At 64.8% G+C, this 16,593-nt stretch carries 13 protein-coding genes; 4 read left to right on the forward strand and 9 right to left on the reverse strand.

Features of this window, described 5'->3' with window-relative positions:
- The 8 genes from A5780_RS18555 to A5780_RS18590 all read right to left on the reverse strand — a co-directional run.
- A partial coding sequence (locus A5780_RS18555; protein WP_156769553.1) for an AMP-binding protein occupies positions 1 to 974 on the reverse strand: 974 nt, incomplete at its 3' end.
- Positions 975 to 984: 10 nt separating this feature from the next.
- Entirely contained in the window at positions 985 to 2,136 is a 1,152-nt protein-coding gene (locus tag A5780_RS18560; RefSeq protein WP_064909091.1) for an acyl-CoA dehydrogenase family protein, read from the reverse strand.
- Positions 2,136 to 3,923, reverse strand: coding sequence for an acyclic terpene utilization AtuA family protein (locus tag A5780_RS18565; protein ID WP_064909092.1), 1,788 nt, complete (start codon positions 3,921 to 3,923; stop codon positions 2,136 to 2,138). The genes A5780_RS18560 and A5780_RS18565 overlap by 1 nt, the downstream gene beginning before the upstream one ends.
- Before the next feature lie 14 nt (positions 3,924 to 3,937).
- Complete coding sequence (locus A5780_RS18570) at positions 3,938 to 4,738, reverse strand: TIGR03084 family metal-binding protein (protein WP_064909093.1); 801 nt, start codon at positions 4,736 to 4,738, stop codon at positions 3,938 to 3,940.
- Positions 4,738 to 5,502, reverse strand: a complete 765-nt coding sequence (locus A5780_RS18575; protein ID WP_082976551.1) for an enoyl-CoA hydratase/isomerase family protein — start codon at positions 5,500 to 5,502, stop codon at positions 4,738 to 4,740. Before A5780_RS18575 ends, A5780_RS18570 begins: the two co-directional genes overlap by 1 nt.
- On the reverse strand, positions 5,502 to 7,526 hold the full coding sequence (locus A5780_RS18580) for a biotin carboxylase N-terminal domain-containing protein (RefSeq protein WP_064909095.1): 2,025 nt from the start codon (positions 7,524 to 7,526) through the stop codon (positions 5,502 to 5,504). Before A5780_RS18580 ends, A5780_RS18575 begins: the two co-directional genes overlap by 1 nt.
- Positions 7,527 to 7,534: 8 nt before the next feature.
- On the reverse strand, positions 7,535 to 9,133 hold the full coding sequence (locus tag A5780_RS18585; protein WP_063018925.1) for an acyl-CoA carboxylase subunit beta: 1,599 nt from the start codon (positions 9,131 to 9,133) through the stop codon (positions 7,535 to 7,537).
- Between the two features lie 210 nt (positions 9,134 to 9,343).
- Positions 9,344 to 10,330, reverse strand: coding sequence for a nitronate monooxygenase family protein (locus A5780_RS18590; RefSeq protein ID WP_082976552.1), 987 nt, complete (start codon positions 10,328 to 10,330; stop codon positions 9,344 to 9,346).
- A 286-nt stretch (positions 10,331 to 10,616) separates the two neighbouring features.
- On the opposite strand from A5780_RS18590, the gene A5780_RS18595 reads away from it, so the two are divergent.
- Complete coding sequence (locus A5780_RS18595) at positions 10,617 to 11,795, forward strand: LuxR C-terminal-related transcriptional regulator (protein ID WP_082976553.1); 1,179 nt, start codon at positions 10,617 to 10,619, stop codon at positions 11,793 to 11,795.
- A gap of 347 nt (positions 11,796 to 12,142) precedes the next feature.
- On the forward strand, positions 12,143 to 12,985 hold the full coding sequence (locus tag A5780_RS18600) for a LuxR C-terminal-related transcriptional regulator (protein ID WP_231983007.1): 843 nt from the start codon (positions 12,143 to 12,145) through the stop codon (positions 12,983 to 12,985).
- Positions 12,986 to 13,084: 99 nt separating this feature from the next.
- Here A5780_RS18600 and A5780_RS18605 read toward each other — a convergent pair whose 3' ends face one another.
- Positions 13,085 to 14,416, reverse strand: a complete 1,332-nt coding sequence (locus tag A5780_RS18605; RefSeq protein WP_369829531.1) for an NlpC/P60 family protein — start codon at positions 14,414 to 14,416, stop codon at positions 13,085 to 13,087.
- A gap of 558 nt (positions 14,417 to 14,974) precedes the next feature.
- Here A5780_RS18605 and A5780_RS18610 point away from each other — a divergent pair.
- Complete coding sequence (locus tag A5780_RS18610) at positions 14,975 to 15,763, forward strand: ABC transporter permease (RefSeq protein ID WP_064909099.1); 789 nt, start codon at positions 14,975 to 14,977, stop codon at positions 15,761 to 15,763.
- 2 nt (positions 15,764 to 15,765) lie between these two features.
- Complete coding sequence (locus tag A5780_RS18615; protein WP_063018913.1) at positions 15,766 to 16,593, forward strand: ABC transporter permease; 828 nt, start codon at positions 15,766 to 15,768, stop codon at positions 16,591 to 16,593.

A 16,593-nucleotide genomic window follows, 5' to 3' on the forward strand; every position in this document is an offset into this window, starting at 1 on the left:
CGGTTGGCCAGCGGGCCGTAGACGATGTAGGAGTGTCCGGTGACCCAGCCGATGTCGGCGGTGCACCAGTACACGTCGGCGCCGGGTTTGTGGTCGAAGACGTAGTGGTGGGTGTAGGCGACCTGGGTGAGGTAGCCGCCCGAGGTGTGCAGGATGCCCTTGGGTTTTCCGGTGGTGCCGGAGGTGTAGAGGATGTAGAGCGGGTGCTCGGCATCGAACGGCTGGGCCTCGTGCTCGGGACTTGCCTGCGCGACGGTTTCGTGCCACCACAGGTCGCGGCCCTCGGTCCACGGGATCTCGATATTCGTGCGGCGCACCACCAGCACGTGTTCCACGCTGTGCGGCACGTCGCCGTGGGCGTAGAGCGCCTCGTCGACGGCTTCCTTCAGCGGTGCGGACTTGCCGCGGCGCCACTGGCCGTCGGTGGTGATCACCAGGCGGGCCTCGGCGTCGTCGACGCGCTGGCGCAGGGCGCTGGGGGAGAAGCCGGCGAAGACCACCGAATGGGTCAGGCCCAGCCGCGCGCAGGCCAGCATCGACACGATGGCCTCGGGGACCATCGGCATGTAGATCGCGACCCGGTCGCCGGCGACCAGGCCGAGTTCGGTGAAGTAGTTCGCGGCCCGGCTCACCTCGGCCTGCAGTTGGGCGTAGGTGATCGAGCGGGAATCGCCGGGCTCGCCCTCCCAGTGGATGGCGACCTGGTCGCCGTAGCCGTCGGCGACGTGGCGGTCCACGCAGTTGTAGGCGACGTTGAGCTTGCCGCCGGTGAACCAGCGCGCGAACGGGGCGTCGTCCCAGTCCAGCACCCGATCCCACGGTTGATGCCAGTGCAGCCGCTGCGCCTGCTCGGCCCAGAACCCGTCGCGATCCGCCGCCGCCCGCTCGTAGATGGACCCGTCGGCATTGGCTGCCGCGGCGAATTCGGCGGTAGGCGGGTACACGTCTCGGTGCTCAGCGGTGGTGTCGGTCATCTCGCCTCGTTCAGTAGGACTTCGGTAGCCGAAGGCTGTGCTGGGCAACGTAATTGAGGATCATCTCACGGCTTACCGGCGCGATCTGCAGCAACCGCGCCAGTCCCCACTGTGGCAGCAGGCCGTACTCGGCGCTGATGCCATTTCCGCCGTGAAGCTGGATCGTCTGATCGACGGCGGCGACGGCAGCCTCGGCCGCGGCGTATTTCGCGATATTGGCTGCCTCGCCGGCGGGCAACCCCTTCTCGTACAGCCACGCCGCTTTGGCGGTCGTCATCGCCGCGAGATCGACCTCGATCTTGGCTTTCGCCAGGGGATGCGCGATCCCCTGGTAGCGCCCGATGGGCGCGCCCCACACCGACCGGGTACGGGCATAGGCCGCGCCGCGCTCGATGGCGAAACGGCCGATCCCGACACATACCGCGGCTCCGGTGATTCGCTCGGGATTGAGCCCGTCGAAGACGTGCCGGAATCCTTCACCCTCGATGCCGATGAGACTGGCGGCGGGCAGCCGCACATTGTCGAAGTGCAGCGTGAACTGCTTTTCCGGAACGCTGATCCCGACCGGTAGCCGGTGCTTGATCAGACCGGGAGCGTCGGTCGGGACGAGAAACAGCGACATGCGCGCCGCGCCGGTGGATTCGTCACGTCCGGTCCGGGCGACGACGATCAGCGCGGCGGCCTCGTCGACGCCGGAAATGTAGTACTTGGTTCCGGTCAGCAGATAGTCGCCGCCCGACCGCCGGGCGGTGGTGGATATCCGATGACTGTTGGACCCGGCATCGGGTTCGGTAATGGCGAAGACGACCTTCGTGCCGGATGCCATGCGCGGCAGCCACTCTCGTTGCTGTGCGTCGGTGCCGTATTTCGACAGCAACTCACCGGAGATCGCGCTGGACACCAGTAGGAGCAGCTGCGGGCAGCCGTGCGCGGCGGTTTCCTCACACACCATGGCCAGTTCGGTCATTCCGGCGCCACCACCGCCGTATCGCTCGGGCAGATTGATGCCGATGAAGCCGTGCGCGGCGAGGTCCTGCCAGAGCTCGGTAGTCGGCTCGTGCGCCACGGCGCGTTCGGCGTAATAGGCGGGGCCGTATTTGTCGGTGATCGCGCCGATCGCGCGGCGTAGTTCTTGCTGCTCGTTCGATTCGGCGAAGTCCATCAGGAATCTCCCGCGAGTTTGTCGGGAATATCGGTATAGGTCGCCCTCAGGAATTCGCCGAACCCCTTGGCCTGGGGGTCGGTCCGGGTGCAGGACGCGACGCCGTCCCCCAGGAAGCCGACGACGACGAAGTTCAACGCGCGCAGATTGGGAAATTCGTACCGCCTGACCTCGAAGCCCGCTGCATCCGGCACCAATTCGACAAATCTCTCGACGGTCAGGTGCGAGCGCAGCCAATCCCACCGCTCGTCGGTGTCGGTCCACACCCCGACATTCGCCTTGCCGCCTTTGTCACCCGAGCGTGCGGCCACCACCGAACCGAGCGGCCGCCGGCTCGCCGGCCCGAAATCAGCCGTGCGGGAGACGATATCGCCGCTGGGGATCACCCCGGCGTATCGATCGTCGGTCTGCGAGGTGTGCCCGATCGTCTCGCGCGAGCCGTCGGCATGCACCACGATCTGTTCGATCTCGGAGGCCGGAATCACGGTCGGCCAGTAGACGCCGAATTCGGAGGCGGACGTCGGCGGTGTGGTGGTGTGGAATCCGGCGTAGCCGCCGACCGCGAGCTCGAGCACGGCGTTGGAGAAGGCTCGGTCCACCTTTGCCCGCTCGCGGTCCTTGACGGTGACCCGCAAATGCGCCGTCGCCTCGCTCATCCGGGTCGGTTCGGCCCGGTCGTAGCGCAGCAACTGGACATCGACGTCGTCGAATCGCTCGCGCCCGCCGAGAATTTCGAACAGCTGCTCGGTAGCCCATCGGGCCTTCTCCTCGATATCGAGGCCGGTCAGCACCAGAGTCATCGTGTTGCGGTATCCCCCGATGAAATTCATCGCGACCTTGAGGGTCGACGGTGGGGGCGAGCCGGTGGCACCGCTCACCCGGACTCGGTCCGTACCGTCCTGACTCAATCGCAGGGTGTCGAAATGTGCCACGACGTCCGGATTGAGATACACCGGCGAGTCGACCTCGTAGAGCAACTGCGCGGTGACGGTTCCGGGCGATATCAGGCCGCCGGTGTCGTCGTGCTTGGTGATGACGAAGCTGCCGTCGTGCGCGAGTTCCGCGATCGGCGAACCGGGATATCGGCGGTCGGCGATCTCGTCGATCTGTGAGTAGTTGCCGCCCGTGGCCTGCGGCCCGCATTCGATGATGTGGCCCGCGGCCACCGCCCCCGCGAGGGCGTCGAAATCGGTGCGTTTCCAGTTGTGCCACCACGCGCCGACACCCAGGACGAGTGCCGCATCGGTGACCCGCGGCGTGATCACCACGTCGGCACCACCGGCAAGCGCCGCCGCGATACCCCAGCCGCCCAGGTAGACGTTGGCCGAAATCGGTTGTGCGCCGGACTCTTCCAGGGTGATGCCCTTGTCGAGGTGGCGCAGGGGGTGCCCCGCGGCCTGCAGCTGCGGCAGCCGCTCGATGATATCGTCGCCCTCGATATGGGCTACCGAAAGCTCGAGCCCCGCCTCCCGTACGACGGACCGGATCCGCTCCGCCAGGTTCCCAGGGGAGAGTCCGCCGGCATTGACCACGACCTTGATCCCGCGCGCGGCGCAGGTCGTGGCAACCTGTTCGAACTGGGCCAGAAATGTTTTGGCATAACCGGTTTCGGGATCCTTCTGCTTGGCTTTCCAGAGGATCAGCATCGTCAGCTCCGCGAGGTAGTCGCCGGTGACGACGTCGACCGGCCCACCCTCGACCATCGCCCGGAACGCGGCGAAGCGGTCGCCGTAGAAGCCCGACGCATTGCCGATACGCACCGGTCGGCGCGGTGTTGTTCGATTCATCGGTCGAATTCCCTTCAGCGAGCGCCGGTTCGGCTGGGGCGGCCGGTTCCCGGAGCACCGGCATAGGCTTGTGCGATCGTCATCCACCGCGATGCGATGCCGCCCTCGACGACCAGCTTCGTGTCCTCGCGATGGCGGCGCTGGGTGACCACCAGGACGAAGTCCTCGGCGGGGCCGGTCACCCGGTCGGTGGCGTCGGCCGGTCCCCAGGTCCACACCTCGTCGGAGTCGGGTGCGTACAGCTCAACGCGCACGGGCTCGGCCGGCACCTCCAGGTTGTTGAGGCGATGCGCGAACGCGAACGTGCTGACGCCGAGGTGGGCGATGCTGCGCAAACCGGAACTCAGCGGATGATCGACCCCCAGTGCGTCGTAGATGTCCTGACCGTGTGCCCAGGTTTCCATCAGTCGCGCGGTGGCCGAGGAGGCCACGCTCATATCCGGCCCGAACCAGGGCAGGCGGCGACGCGGATCATCAATGGTGAGTGCGGTGAGCAGCCGGCTGCGGGACTCCTCGAACCAGCTGCGCAACTCGCCCGCGGAGAGGTGGCGATGCGCCTCGGCGATCCGGTCGGGAAAATCCGGTCCCAGCGATGTCAGCCGGTCCGCCTCGATACGGAAGCGGTCCGCGTCGGTGAGCGCCAGATGCGCACAGTCGTCGAAGTAGGCAAGATGCGATACCTGATCACGGATCGCCCAGCCCTCCGCCGGAGTGGCCGATTCCCAGGCGAGTTCGGATGTGCTCGACAGGCAATCGATCAGCCGGTCGGTCTCCTGCCCGAGGTCGCGCAGCAGCGCGGAATAGTCGAGAGCCATTATTTCCCCTGCCATCTGGGGGCACGCTTTTCGGTGAACGACAGCATGCCCTCCTGGGCGTCCGCGCTCGAATACACCGGCGCCCAAATTGTCTCGGCACGGTCGAAGGCCTCACGCAAGGGGTATTGCGCGGTCAGTGTCATGGTTTGCTTGCCGGCCAGCACCGACAGCGGTGCGTTCGCCACGATCTGCTGTGCGAACGCCTGCGCGCGCTCGCGCAGTTGATCGGGCTCTGCCAGCTGATTCACGAAGCCGATCTCGTAGGCGCGCCGGGCCGTCATCGGCGCTCCGGTCAGCACGATCTCCATGGCCACTCGCCGTGGGATCATGAGGGGAAGTGGTGCCGCCCAAGGGGATCCGCGGCCCACCTTCACCTCCGATATGGCGAACGTCGCGGTGGTGGATGCTATGCACAGATCGCACGTTTGCGCGAGCAGGAAACCACCGGCGAAGGCCGCCCCGTTGACAGCGGCGATGGTCGGTTTGACGACGTCGATATTCCGACCGAACTGCGGAACATAGTCCACCGGGGGGATCGTCAGTTTCTCCTCGGACATCTCCTTGAGATCACCCCCGGCGCAGAATGCCTTGTCGCCGGCGCCGGTGAGCACGAGAACCTTCGCGCTGTCGTCGTCGTTGAAACGGCGCACACCCTCGAACAATCCGTGGCGTACGGCCTTGCTCAGGCTGTTGCGGGCATGCGGCCGATCGATCGTCAGCCAGGCGACGCCGCGGTCGACCTCGTAACGGACCACCTCGTCCATCAGTTTTCACCGTCCTGCACGACAGCCAGCACCTGGCCGGAATCGACCTGAGCCGCCACCGCGACGGGGATCTTCACGACGATGCCGTCCGAGGGGGTCCGGATGGTGTGCTGCATCTTCATGGCCTCCAGCACCACGACCGCGTCCCCGGCGGAAACCGATTGTCCTTCGGTTACTTCGACTCGCACGACGGTTCCGGGCATGGGGGCCAGCAGCGATCCGGCCTCCTGAATATCGCTCGGGTCGGGGAAGCGCTCGACCTCGTGCAGTTCGGTGGCGCCGAGGGCGCTGTCGACGAAATACGCGGCACCACTGCGGGTGATGCGGTATCGCCGCCTGACGCCGTCGACGGCGATGTCGACGAGTTCGGCGCTCGCGGTGTTGAGTTCGAGGCTTTCCGGCCGCCAGTCACCCACCCGCACGCGCAGCTGGGTCCGGTCGAAAAGGTATTCCACGTCGATCACTTGTTCGCCTGCCCGGAAGGACACCGATTGGGGTGCGCTGGGCAGAGTGCGGAAGCCGGACGGCAGCCCCGGCAGTACGGACGAGTTCGCGCGGCGATCGGCTTGAGCGGCGAGCGCGGCGACCAAGGCGTGTGTCTGCTCCGCCGCATCGTTTCCGTTGCGGCGAATCATCAGATCGGCCGGGTCGTGGCGTTCGAGATAGCCGGTATCGATGGCACCGGAGCGGAACTCGGGCTCGCGCAGGATACCGATCAGCAGATCCCGGTTCGTGGTCACTCCGTGGATCAGGGTCTCCTCGAGTGCCCGCGCTACTCGATCGCAGGCCGCGTCGCGATCGGGACCGTAGCCGATCACCTTGGCCAGCATCGGATCGTAGTAGGTGCTGACCTGGGAGCCAGAGGTGAATCCGGCGTCGACGCGGACACCGGGCAGGTCCGCGAATTCCAGGGTCGTCAGTGTGCCCGATACCGGAATGAACCCTGCCGCAACGTCTTCGGCGTACAGGCGGACTTCCATCGCATGGCCCTGCGGCGTGACGTCGAGCATCTCCTCGGGCAGCGGGGCGCCCGCGGCGACCAGCAGTTGGCCACGGACCAGGTCGATCCCGGTGACGAGTTCGGTCACGGGATGTTCGACCTGCAGGCGGGTATTGACCTCCAGGAAGTAGAACGAGCCGTCCTGCGCCATCACGAATTCCACCGTGCCCGCACCCTCGTACGACAGCGCTTTGCCCGCGGCCACCGCCGCGCGTCCAAGTTCGTCGCGTAGTGTGTCGTCGACGGCCGTGGACGGGGACTCCTCGATGATCTTCTGGTAGCGCCGCTGGATCGAGCATTCGCGTTCGCCGAGATGGACGACCGTGCCGTAGCTGTCGCCGAAGATCTGTACCTCGATATGCCGCGGGGATCGCACGAACTTCTCCAGGAACACCGTGCCGTTCCCGAATGCCGACGCGGCCTCGCGCCGTGCGCTACCGACGGCCTCGATCAACTCACTCTGGTCGGACACGATGCGCATACCGCGGCCGCCGCCGCCGAAAGCGGCCTTCACGAGGATGGGAAAGCCGATCTCCTCGGCGGCCGCGCGCAACCGTTCCGGGTCCTCATCGGACTCGTTCTCGACGGTGGCGCCGGGCAACACCGGCACCCCCGCGGCGGCCATCATGCGCTTTGCTTCGATTTTCGAACCCATCGCGGCGATCGCTTCGGGGCTGGGGCCGACGAAGATCACGCCTGCCGCGGCGCAGTCGCGGGCGAATTGTTCGTTCTCGGAGAGAAATCCGTATCCCGGGTGTACCGCGGTAGCGCCGGTGCGGCGGGCCGCATCGAGAACGAGGTCGGCGCGTAGGTAGGTGTCGGCGGGCGTGGTGCCGGGCAAATGCACCGACTCGTCGGCCTGTAGCACGTAGGGCGCGTCGATGTCGGCGTCGGAATACAACGCGACGGTCGCGATATCCATCTCCCGTGCGGTGCGGATGATTCGAGACGCGATCTCACCGCGATTGGCGATGAGGAGCTTGGTGATCGCGGTGCGTCGCGTTGTGGGGGTTGTCGAAGGCATCGGATTTCTCACATCCTGAAGACGCCGAAGCCGCGCCTACCGGCGACTTCGGCGGAGTGGGCTGCAGACAGGGACATCCCGAGCACGGCACGGGTGTCGCGCGGGTCGATCACACCGTCGTCGTAGAGACGCGCGGAGATGAAGAACGGATGGGATTCGTCTTCGATCTGTTTTTCGATTGCCGCCGTGCGTTTCGCGTCCGCTTCTGTGTCGAACTCCCGACCCGCCGATTCGGCCGCGGCCTTTCCGACGATGGACATCACACCGGCGAGTTGCTGGGCTCCCATGACGGCCAGCCGGGCATTGGCCCAGGTGAACATGAAACGGGGATCGTATGCGCGCCCGGACATTCCGTAATTCCCGGCACCGAACGAGCCACCCATGTTGATACTGATATGCGGCACGTCGCTGTTGGTGACTGCGTTGATCATCTTGGCGCCGTCCTTGATGATCCCGCCCTGCTCGTATTCGGTGCCGACCATGAATCCGGTGACGTTGTGCAGGAAGATGAGCGGGGTATCGGTCTGGTTTGCCAGCAGAATGAACTCCGTGGCCTTCTTGGCCTCGTCGCTGAACAGCACCCCGCGCGTGTTGGCGAGAATGCCGACCGGGAAGCCGTGGATGGAGGCCCAGCCGGTGGCGATGCTGGTGCCCCATCGGGGTTTGTACTCCGAGAAGCGCGATCCGTCCACGATGCGTGCGATGACCTCGCGTGGGTCGAATGGGATGCGAGGGTTGCCGGAGGCGATGCCGAGGAGTTCCTCAGCGTCGTACAGGGGTTCGTCCGGGGGCTGGCTTGGTCCAGGGCCCAGCTTGCGCCAGTTCAGGTGTGCGACGATATCGCGCCCGATGCGGATGGCGTCGGTCTCGTCGACCGCAAAGTAGTCGGCCAGACCCGATACCCGCGAATGCATATCCGCCCCGCCGAGTTCTTCGTCGTCGGCGTCTTCGCCGGTGGCCATCTTCACCAGGGGCGGACCGCCCAGGAAGACCTTCGCGGCGTTGTCGACCAGTACCGCGTAATCGCACATGCCCGGCACGTAGGCGCCGCCGGCGGTGGAATTTCCGAATACCAGCGCCACAGTGGGGATGCCCATCGAAGACATCTCGGTCAGCTCGTGGAAGATCCTGCCCGCGTGAACGAACAGCTCTGCCTGGGTGGGCAGATCGGCGCCGCCGGATTCCACCAGGTACACCACAGGGAGCCGATTGACGCGCGCAATTTCCAACGCGCGCAAGTTCTTTCGCAGCGTGTACGGATTCATCGTGCCGCCGCGCACGGTGGGATCGTGCGCGATGATCATGCACTCGATGCCTGAGACGACGCCGACGCCGGTGACGATCGCGGCGCCGACGTTGAACTCGGTGCCCCACGCGGCCAAGGCGGACAGCTCCATGAACGGGGCGTCGCGGTCGATCAGCAGTTCGATGCGTTCTCGTACGAGGAGCTTGCCGCGGTCGTGATGGCGTTTGGCGTAGCGATCCCCGCCTCCGGCGGCGACCAATGCCAGCTGTTCGTTCAGGGCAGCCACGGCTGCCGCCTGGGTGTCGTAATTCTCGAGATACGTCGACGACGCGGGGTCGACCTCGGATTTGAGTACGGGCATCCGTACGCCTTTCGATTCGAATGTCGCTGCCACAGTCGGGCGGGAGTCACCACAGCCCGGATTAGTGAATGACGATACACTAACTTACAATCAGCGATCAGGGAAGTTCTCTGCAGTTGTGCTATCTACCTGCTGTTTCTTCCGAACCCCCCTTGCACGGCCAGATTGTTAGTGATTGGGAAGTGGCTAGCCAGCGACCGGAACGCCGATTCAGGCGGAGGGCCAGCGGGGATGTGGTCGCGTGTGGGAGTGCGAGCGCGGGGCGGTGAGGGTCGACAGCAGCGTCGTTCGTGCTCGGTCGTATTGCTCGGCGATTGTTCCGATCAGTTCGGCAGCCGAGGTGATGGCATCGACCCCGGCTACGCTGTGCCCCGCACTCCAGGCGGTGCGATTGCGCAGTAGCCGGTCCTGCTCGAAGCCGTTCGAGTCGTGCGATTCCAACTCGGATGCGCCCTCGCGAGCGAGCCAGCTCGCGAGCAGACTGGCTGGTATACCTCCGACGTAGGTGGACAGCGTGACGTCATCGAGCGTCGATTCGACCAACGCGGCTCGGTATCCGTCCTCGGCGAGGCTTTCGGTCGTGGCGATGAATCGCGTCCCCAGATAGACCAGATCGACTCCCAGGGCTTGCGCGGCGAGGATGGAAGTTCCGTCGGTGATGCCGCCGGCGAGCACGATCGGCCCGTCGAAATGTGCGCGAACCGCTCGCGTGAACGCGAACGGATTGGCCCACCCCGTCTGTCCGCCGGCGCCGGCGGTGAGCAGCACAAGACCGTCGGCGCCGGCCTCCAGCGCGCGCTCCACGTGCGCCATGCTCGAGACGTCCGCCAACACCTGGCAGCCGATGTCGTGTAAGGGTGCGATGACCGGCTTCGGTGATCCCACGCTGGTGATTACGAGTTCGACTCCGTGGCGTACCAGGCAATCGAGGTCGGCTTGCAGTCGCGCATTCGTCCGATGCACGACCAGGTTCGGAGCTATGGGGGCGGCCGTTCCGCTGTGGTCGCCAACCGCGGAGGTGATTTGCTCGAGCCAGCCATCGAGTTCCTCGGTGGTTGCGGCATTGTGGGTGGGGAAGGAGCCGACCACGCCGTGACGGCAGGCGGCGATGACCAGATCCGGCCCCGAGACGCTTGTCATGGGCGCGGCGATGGCGGGAATCGTCAGTCGATTCGTGAGAGAGTCGGGCAATGCCATGGCGCTAGTAAATCATGAATCACTTAGGTGGCGGTGCGGAGTGCCTCCGGCTGCTGGTTGCAAGTCCTCGGCGGCAACTGATACGGCCTTTTTCGAGTGGGGGTCAGTAGCCGCCGCTTGACACGGTGACCTGGATCACGGACTATGTAGCCGTAAGTAAATCGCGCAACACATCGTTAACGTGGCGCGAGGTGTGGAACCCGGGAGTTGGGCCAAGGGCGCGACGAGGCACCCGGAACGCTGGCTGCGTGGATTCCGGTCGGCGTCAGTAGAAGCTCGAGGGACGATGAGGGCACCGGCAGCAGTACCGCAGCAGCATACCTTCGCCGGGCTGGTGTCCCGGATTTCGGAACTGAACTCGCGGGTCGGTGAGCTGGCCGAACATGCCGCCGGCGACGGTACGAACCGCGCCTACCTCCAATTGCTGGGCGTGACTCTGGAACGCACGAATCGCCGATTGGGCTCCATACAGGGCGGTTCGGCCGACGTAACAGATCTAGCCGAGTTGCTGACCGATGTCAGCGCGATGCAGTCCACACTGCGCAAGCACACCCTGACGCAGCCCAGTTTCGCGCCCGGGCGGATCTTCGAGGCTTTGGCACGGTTGCGCAGGAAGACCACGGCCGCCGAAGTATTCGAAGCCGCAGCGGCCGAATTGTGTGCGGCGGCGAGCTTCGACAGAGCGATGGTTTCCATGGTGCGCGGCTCTACCTGGGCGCCGTCGCTGCTGTTTCTCTCCGATGGCAACGACAGCGGCTTCAACCGCGAACTGACCGACTATATTGCCGAGCTCGAGATCCAGTTGGCTTCACCGATGGTCGAGGCTGAGGTCGTGCGGCGACGGCTGCCGGCCCTCGTCACCGACGCGCAGGATGAGCCCCGGACATTCCGTCCATTGATGAACGCCTCGAATACTCGCGAATACGTCGTCGCGCCCTTGATTGCGGGTGGTTCGGTGTTCGGACTGCTCCATGCCGACACTTATCTCTCGGGGCGCCCGCTCACCGCCGCCGACCGTGACAGTTTGCGCACGTTTGCCGAGGGGATCGGCGTGATCTACGAGCGCATGGTGCTCGAGTCACGACTGGCTCGGCAGCGTGAACGCCTGTCCGATGTGTTCCGGTCAGCCGAGCGGATCCTCGAAGCCCCCCAGAAGGTGTCGGTGCGACTCCCTGGTCCAGCTGTACGCACGGCAGTCGCGGTCACACCCGAGGTACTCGCCGCTAGAGAGGAGCCCGGACGAATCGAGCCCGGTGGTCTGGCGAGGCTCACCGCACGCGAAAGGGAGGTGTTGAGATTGCTGGCCGGTGGTCTGACCAACGTTCAGGTGGCCGACCGGCTCACGGTGGCCGAGAGCACGGTGAAATCGCACGTCAAGCACATCTTGCACAAGCTTGGTGCACCCAATCGTGCTGGTGCCATCGCGCAGTTCATTCGTGCCGCGAACAACGAACGGCGGGTATGACAATGGCAGTTGCAATGGCGAGTGATCACAGTGCCGTCAGTCCGGCCGGCCGTATACGGCACGGATGGCGTCGGCGCGAAGGGGAAATCGCGGCCCGGATGGCGGTGCTGCGGGACGCAGTATTCGAAGCGGTCGGGTCCGCTACTCCGCTGCCTCGCGTGGGGTGGGACGGTCCATGGCGTTCGGCGGAAGTAGTGTCCAATCTGATTCATTTCTGCATCGCGCGACTGCGCAGCGTTCGCAGTGCCGATACGGCGACCGCTGAGACGCTGTGCGCTCTGATACTGGAGCTGCAGCAACTCGCGTTGGACCTCTACCTTCACGACACGGGTGAACGCAGTCAGCGGATGGCGGACTGCGCGGCCGGGTTGAGCCGCCTGCGTTCCATTCGCGATACCACGGCGCTTCTGGACGTGGCATGTGAGGAGATTGTGCTGCGCTGCGGATTTCAGCGGGTGGTGCTGTCACGGGTCGAAGGACGTTCGTGGCGTCCGGCGATGGCGCATTTTGCCGCCGAACGCGAATCGGAATCGTGGTTCGCGGACTGGGTCGATCAGGCCATTCCGCTCGATTCGCGGGCACCCGAGGCGCAGTTGTTGGCCAAGCGGCGTCCGTCGCTGGTGTACGACACCTCGAACGCGCCCGTGTACCGGCCGATTATCGTCGATGCCGGGCGGTCGCGCTCGTATGTGGTGGCTCCGATCGTCCATGGCGAGGACGTTGTCGGATTCGTTCATGCCGACCACCATCCGCTGACTCGCCGTGCCGACGAAGGTGACCGGGATGTGTTGTGGGCCTTCACCGATGGCTTCAGTCACATCTACGAACGCACTGTCTTGCTGGAACAGCTGCGCGACCAGCGCGACCAGGTACGCGACTTGATCGTTTCCGCGGTGAATCGCATGGACGAGCTGTGCGAAGCCGACCTTTCGATGGCCGGTGCCAACGATGCCGAAGACCATGAGTGCGCCGCGATAGTCCCGGGGCCCGCGTACGGGAGCATGGGTGATCTCACCGAGCGTGAAGCCGACGTCTTCCGACTTATGGTTGCCGGCGCCACGAACCGCGCCATTGCCGAGCGCCTGATCATCACCGAAGGCACCGTGAAATCGCATGTCAAACATATTCTGCGAAAGTTCGGGGCGGCCAACCGGGCACAGGCCATCGCGTGGTCTCTGCAGGCCGAATAGGTGCTTTGAGCTGACCCTCGGCAAATGTGGTCGCTGATCTTGCTTCTCGAATACGGGTGGCGCCCCCGGAACTTCCTGGGGGCGCCACCCAGCTTCTGCTCAGTTGATCCGCCGGGCATGCATGCCGGACATGACGGGGCTTATACGGACGGTCTCGCCGGGCTGGGGGGCATGGATCATTCGGTTGTTGCCGAGGTAGATCGCGACGTGTCCCGGCTGGCCGTCGTCCGGTGCCCAACTTCCGAAGAGCAGGTCGCCGGGGGCGGCTTCCGAGAGTGGGATCTCCACACCCACATGCCATTGGCCCTGTGAGGTCCGGGGCAGAGTGACGGCGCCGCCGGTGGCGGCATGCACCGCGAAGGAAGTGAGCCCAGAGCAGTCGAAACCACCTGAGGTCGGCCCATTACTGTTACCACCGCCCCACACGTATGGCAGCCCGAGGTACTTCGCTGCTTGCGCGACGATTCTGTGGCCGAGGTCCTCGATGCTATGGTTCGCCGCCGGCAGCAGGTAATCGTCGGCCGACAGCCATTCGTACTGTTCGCGAGTGGCCAGAATGCGGGCGACATAGGGCTTGGTTTGATGTTCGTAATCGGGGCTGCCGGAAGGCATTCCACCCGAGCGGAAGACGGCCCCCGCCCCGGCGTTGTAGGCGGCAATGGTCAAAGCGAGAGTGTCGCCGACGACCCGTCCCTCGCCCTTCCACATTTCGATCTGTCGATAGCTGTCGCACAGCAGATGTCCCGACGCCATGACCGAATCACCGATATCGAACACATCGGGAGTCCCGGTGCCGTGTACGTCCTTGCCGTACACCGCCCAGGTCCCGGGCATGAACTGCCCGGGTCCCAACGCGCCGGTGGGTGATACGGGCGCGTCGGGTCCGTAACGGAAGCCGTTCTCGGCCGCGTACAGGGCTGCCAAGGTGGGGGCTTTGATGCCGGAACACAGCGAGCCGGCCTTCCGGAACCACGGCACGAATGCGGCGATTCGGCCGGTGGTCGTGGGCGGTACCGCTGCCGCATCGGGTACTGGGATCGATACCGGCCCTGTCGCAGCGACCGCGTACTCGGTGTTTGTCGGGTCCGGCGAGGCAGTGAGGTCGGCTTGCAGCGGTGCGGCGTCGTATCCGTTCCGGTCCGGAGCGCTCATGTCCGGCTCCGGTGCCTGGTCCGTAGCGGACTGTTCCGCAGGGGCATTCGCTGCGGGCACCATGGCCGCAAGGTGATCGGAGGCGGCATCGATTGCGGCGCGCGAGGCCTGCTGTGCCGGTTCCGGCAGCTGAGAGACTGCACGGTCGAGCTGCACGCTGAACGACTTGGCCGCGTCACCACCGGATTCGACTGCCGCGTGCGCGGATGCCTTTGCGGCATTTGGCAGATTGGCGTTGTCGATCGCACCTGTCGCGGAGATGACGATGGTGGCGATCACGGAAATCGGATCCGACATCGCGGCTCACCTTCCTGGATCGGTTTCTCGGGAGCTCGGCAGATACTGCGCCGCAGATACTGCTACGTTTCGATACCCCCGAGACCATCCTGATGCGTGGCTGGTCGCGCCGAATCCTCCTCTGATAGGGGATGCCCCCTCCGATAGGGAGGGGTGCCGCGATGCGCGAAGCGGACAGCCGGCTCGATCCAGCGATAAGCTCTTGCGAATCGGCGTGATAATCCCGTGGAAAACGCTACGTCGCAGCCCTGCAAGCTAGTTCGTAGCTCACGCCCGTCTCCCCCGATCGGATGGTCGGCTTCCCCCCGGGGGATATCGCGATTGTGGTGATTCCCGTCATATGTTGGGGACGTTCTCGATTTGACGAGCGTTATCCGGCTCAGCCCGGGTCCGGGCAGACAGTCGCACATCGCTCGTGTGAGCGCAGATATCCCATTTCGACAGCGGGCCGGCCGATTCAACGGTAGCCCCGTCCACGAATGATGAGGAGGAAAGCCGATGACCGGTTCGCCGGAAACCGGCTCGACTACATCGGCAGCCATGGTGCGCCGTGCCGCCAGGTTGTCGAAATCGGCAGATACCGCGTTGCGGGGGGTAGGGGCATTTTTCGAAATGTGCGCTGCGACATTCCGCGCCATGGTGAAGCCGCCCTTCCAATGGCGGGAATTCGTGCTGCAGTCATGGTTCATCGTCCGGGTTTCGATGGTGCCGACATTGATGGTCGCAGTTCCGTTCACCGTGCTGGTGGTTTTCACCTTGAACGTTCTCCTGGTGGAATTCGGTGCGGCGGACCTGTCCGGCGCCGGTGCTGCGCTCGGCGCGGTCACCCAGATCGGACCGCTGGTTACCGTACTGGTCGTGGCCGGCGCCGGAGCTACAGCGATCTGTGCCGATCTGGGTGCGCGAACCATTCGGGAGGAAATCGACGCTATGCGAGTGCTGGGTATCGACCCGATTCAACGGCTGGTGGTACCTCGGGTACTGGCCTCCACGGTGATCGCTTTGTTGTTGAACGGCCTGGTGATCACAATCGGCATTGTGGGCGGGTTCATATTCTCCGTCTTCTTTCAGAATGTTACGCCGGGTGCTTACGTCTCCTCGCTGACTTTCGTCACCGGAACTCCCGAGGTTGTCATTTCCGAATGCAAGGGATGCATCTTCGGCCTGATCGCCGGATTGGTCGCCTGCTATCGCGGTCTCACCGTGAAGGGGGGTGCCAAGAGTGTCGGAGACGCAGTGAACGAAACTGTTGTGTACGCATTCATGGCGCTTTTCGCCGTGAATGTCATCGCTACGGCGGTCGGTGTCAAATACGGAACGGGAAAATAGTCATGGCCATAATGTCGACGGTGGTCGCCGCGCCGCGCAGGACGCTCGAGTCGCTGGGCGATCAGGCGCTGTTCTACTGGAAGACCGCACGTTACTCTGCGCATGCGTTGCGCTCCTACAACCGGGAGACGATGCGTCTCATCGCCGAAATCGGTATGGGGACAGGAACTCTGGCGGTGATCGGTGGAACGGTCGTGATCGTCGGTTTCATGACCTTCGCCGGTGGCACGCTCGCGGCGATCCAGGGATTCAACTCGCTGGGCAACATCGGCGTCGACGCGCTCACCGGATTCTTCGCGGCCTTCTGCAATGTGCGAATCATGGCTCCGATCACCGCCGGGATCGCATTGTCGGCGACCATCGGCGCGGGCTCGACCGCGCAGCTGGGCGCCATGCGGATCAGTGAGGAGATCGACGCACTCGAGGTGGCCGGAATCCGGTCCATGTCGTATCTGGTGTCGACGCGCGTTATCGCAGGTGTGGTAGCGATCATTCCGATCTATTCGGTGGCCGTCATCATGTCCTTTCTCGCCGCACGGGTGATCACGGTCGACATCTACGGACAGTCATCGGGCGTCTACGACCACTACTTCTTCACCTTCCTGCGCCCGAGCGATCTGTTCTGGTCCTTTCTGCAGGCGCTGCTCATGGCGAATGTCGTGATGCTGATCCATTGCTACTACGGATACCGCGCGGCGGGTGGACCGGCCGGGGTCGGCGAAGCGGTCGGCCGCGCCGTTCGCACCTCGCTGGCTGTGGTGGTGATGGTGGTCTTGTTCGCCTCACTGGCCATCTACGGCGTCTCCGGCAAATTCGATCTCGCGGGATAG

This window comes from Nocardia sp. 852002-20019_SCH5090214, assembly GCF_001665865.1.
GTDB lineage: Bacteria > Actinomycetota > Actinomycetes > Mycobacteriales > Mycobacteriaceae > Nocardia > Nocardia nova.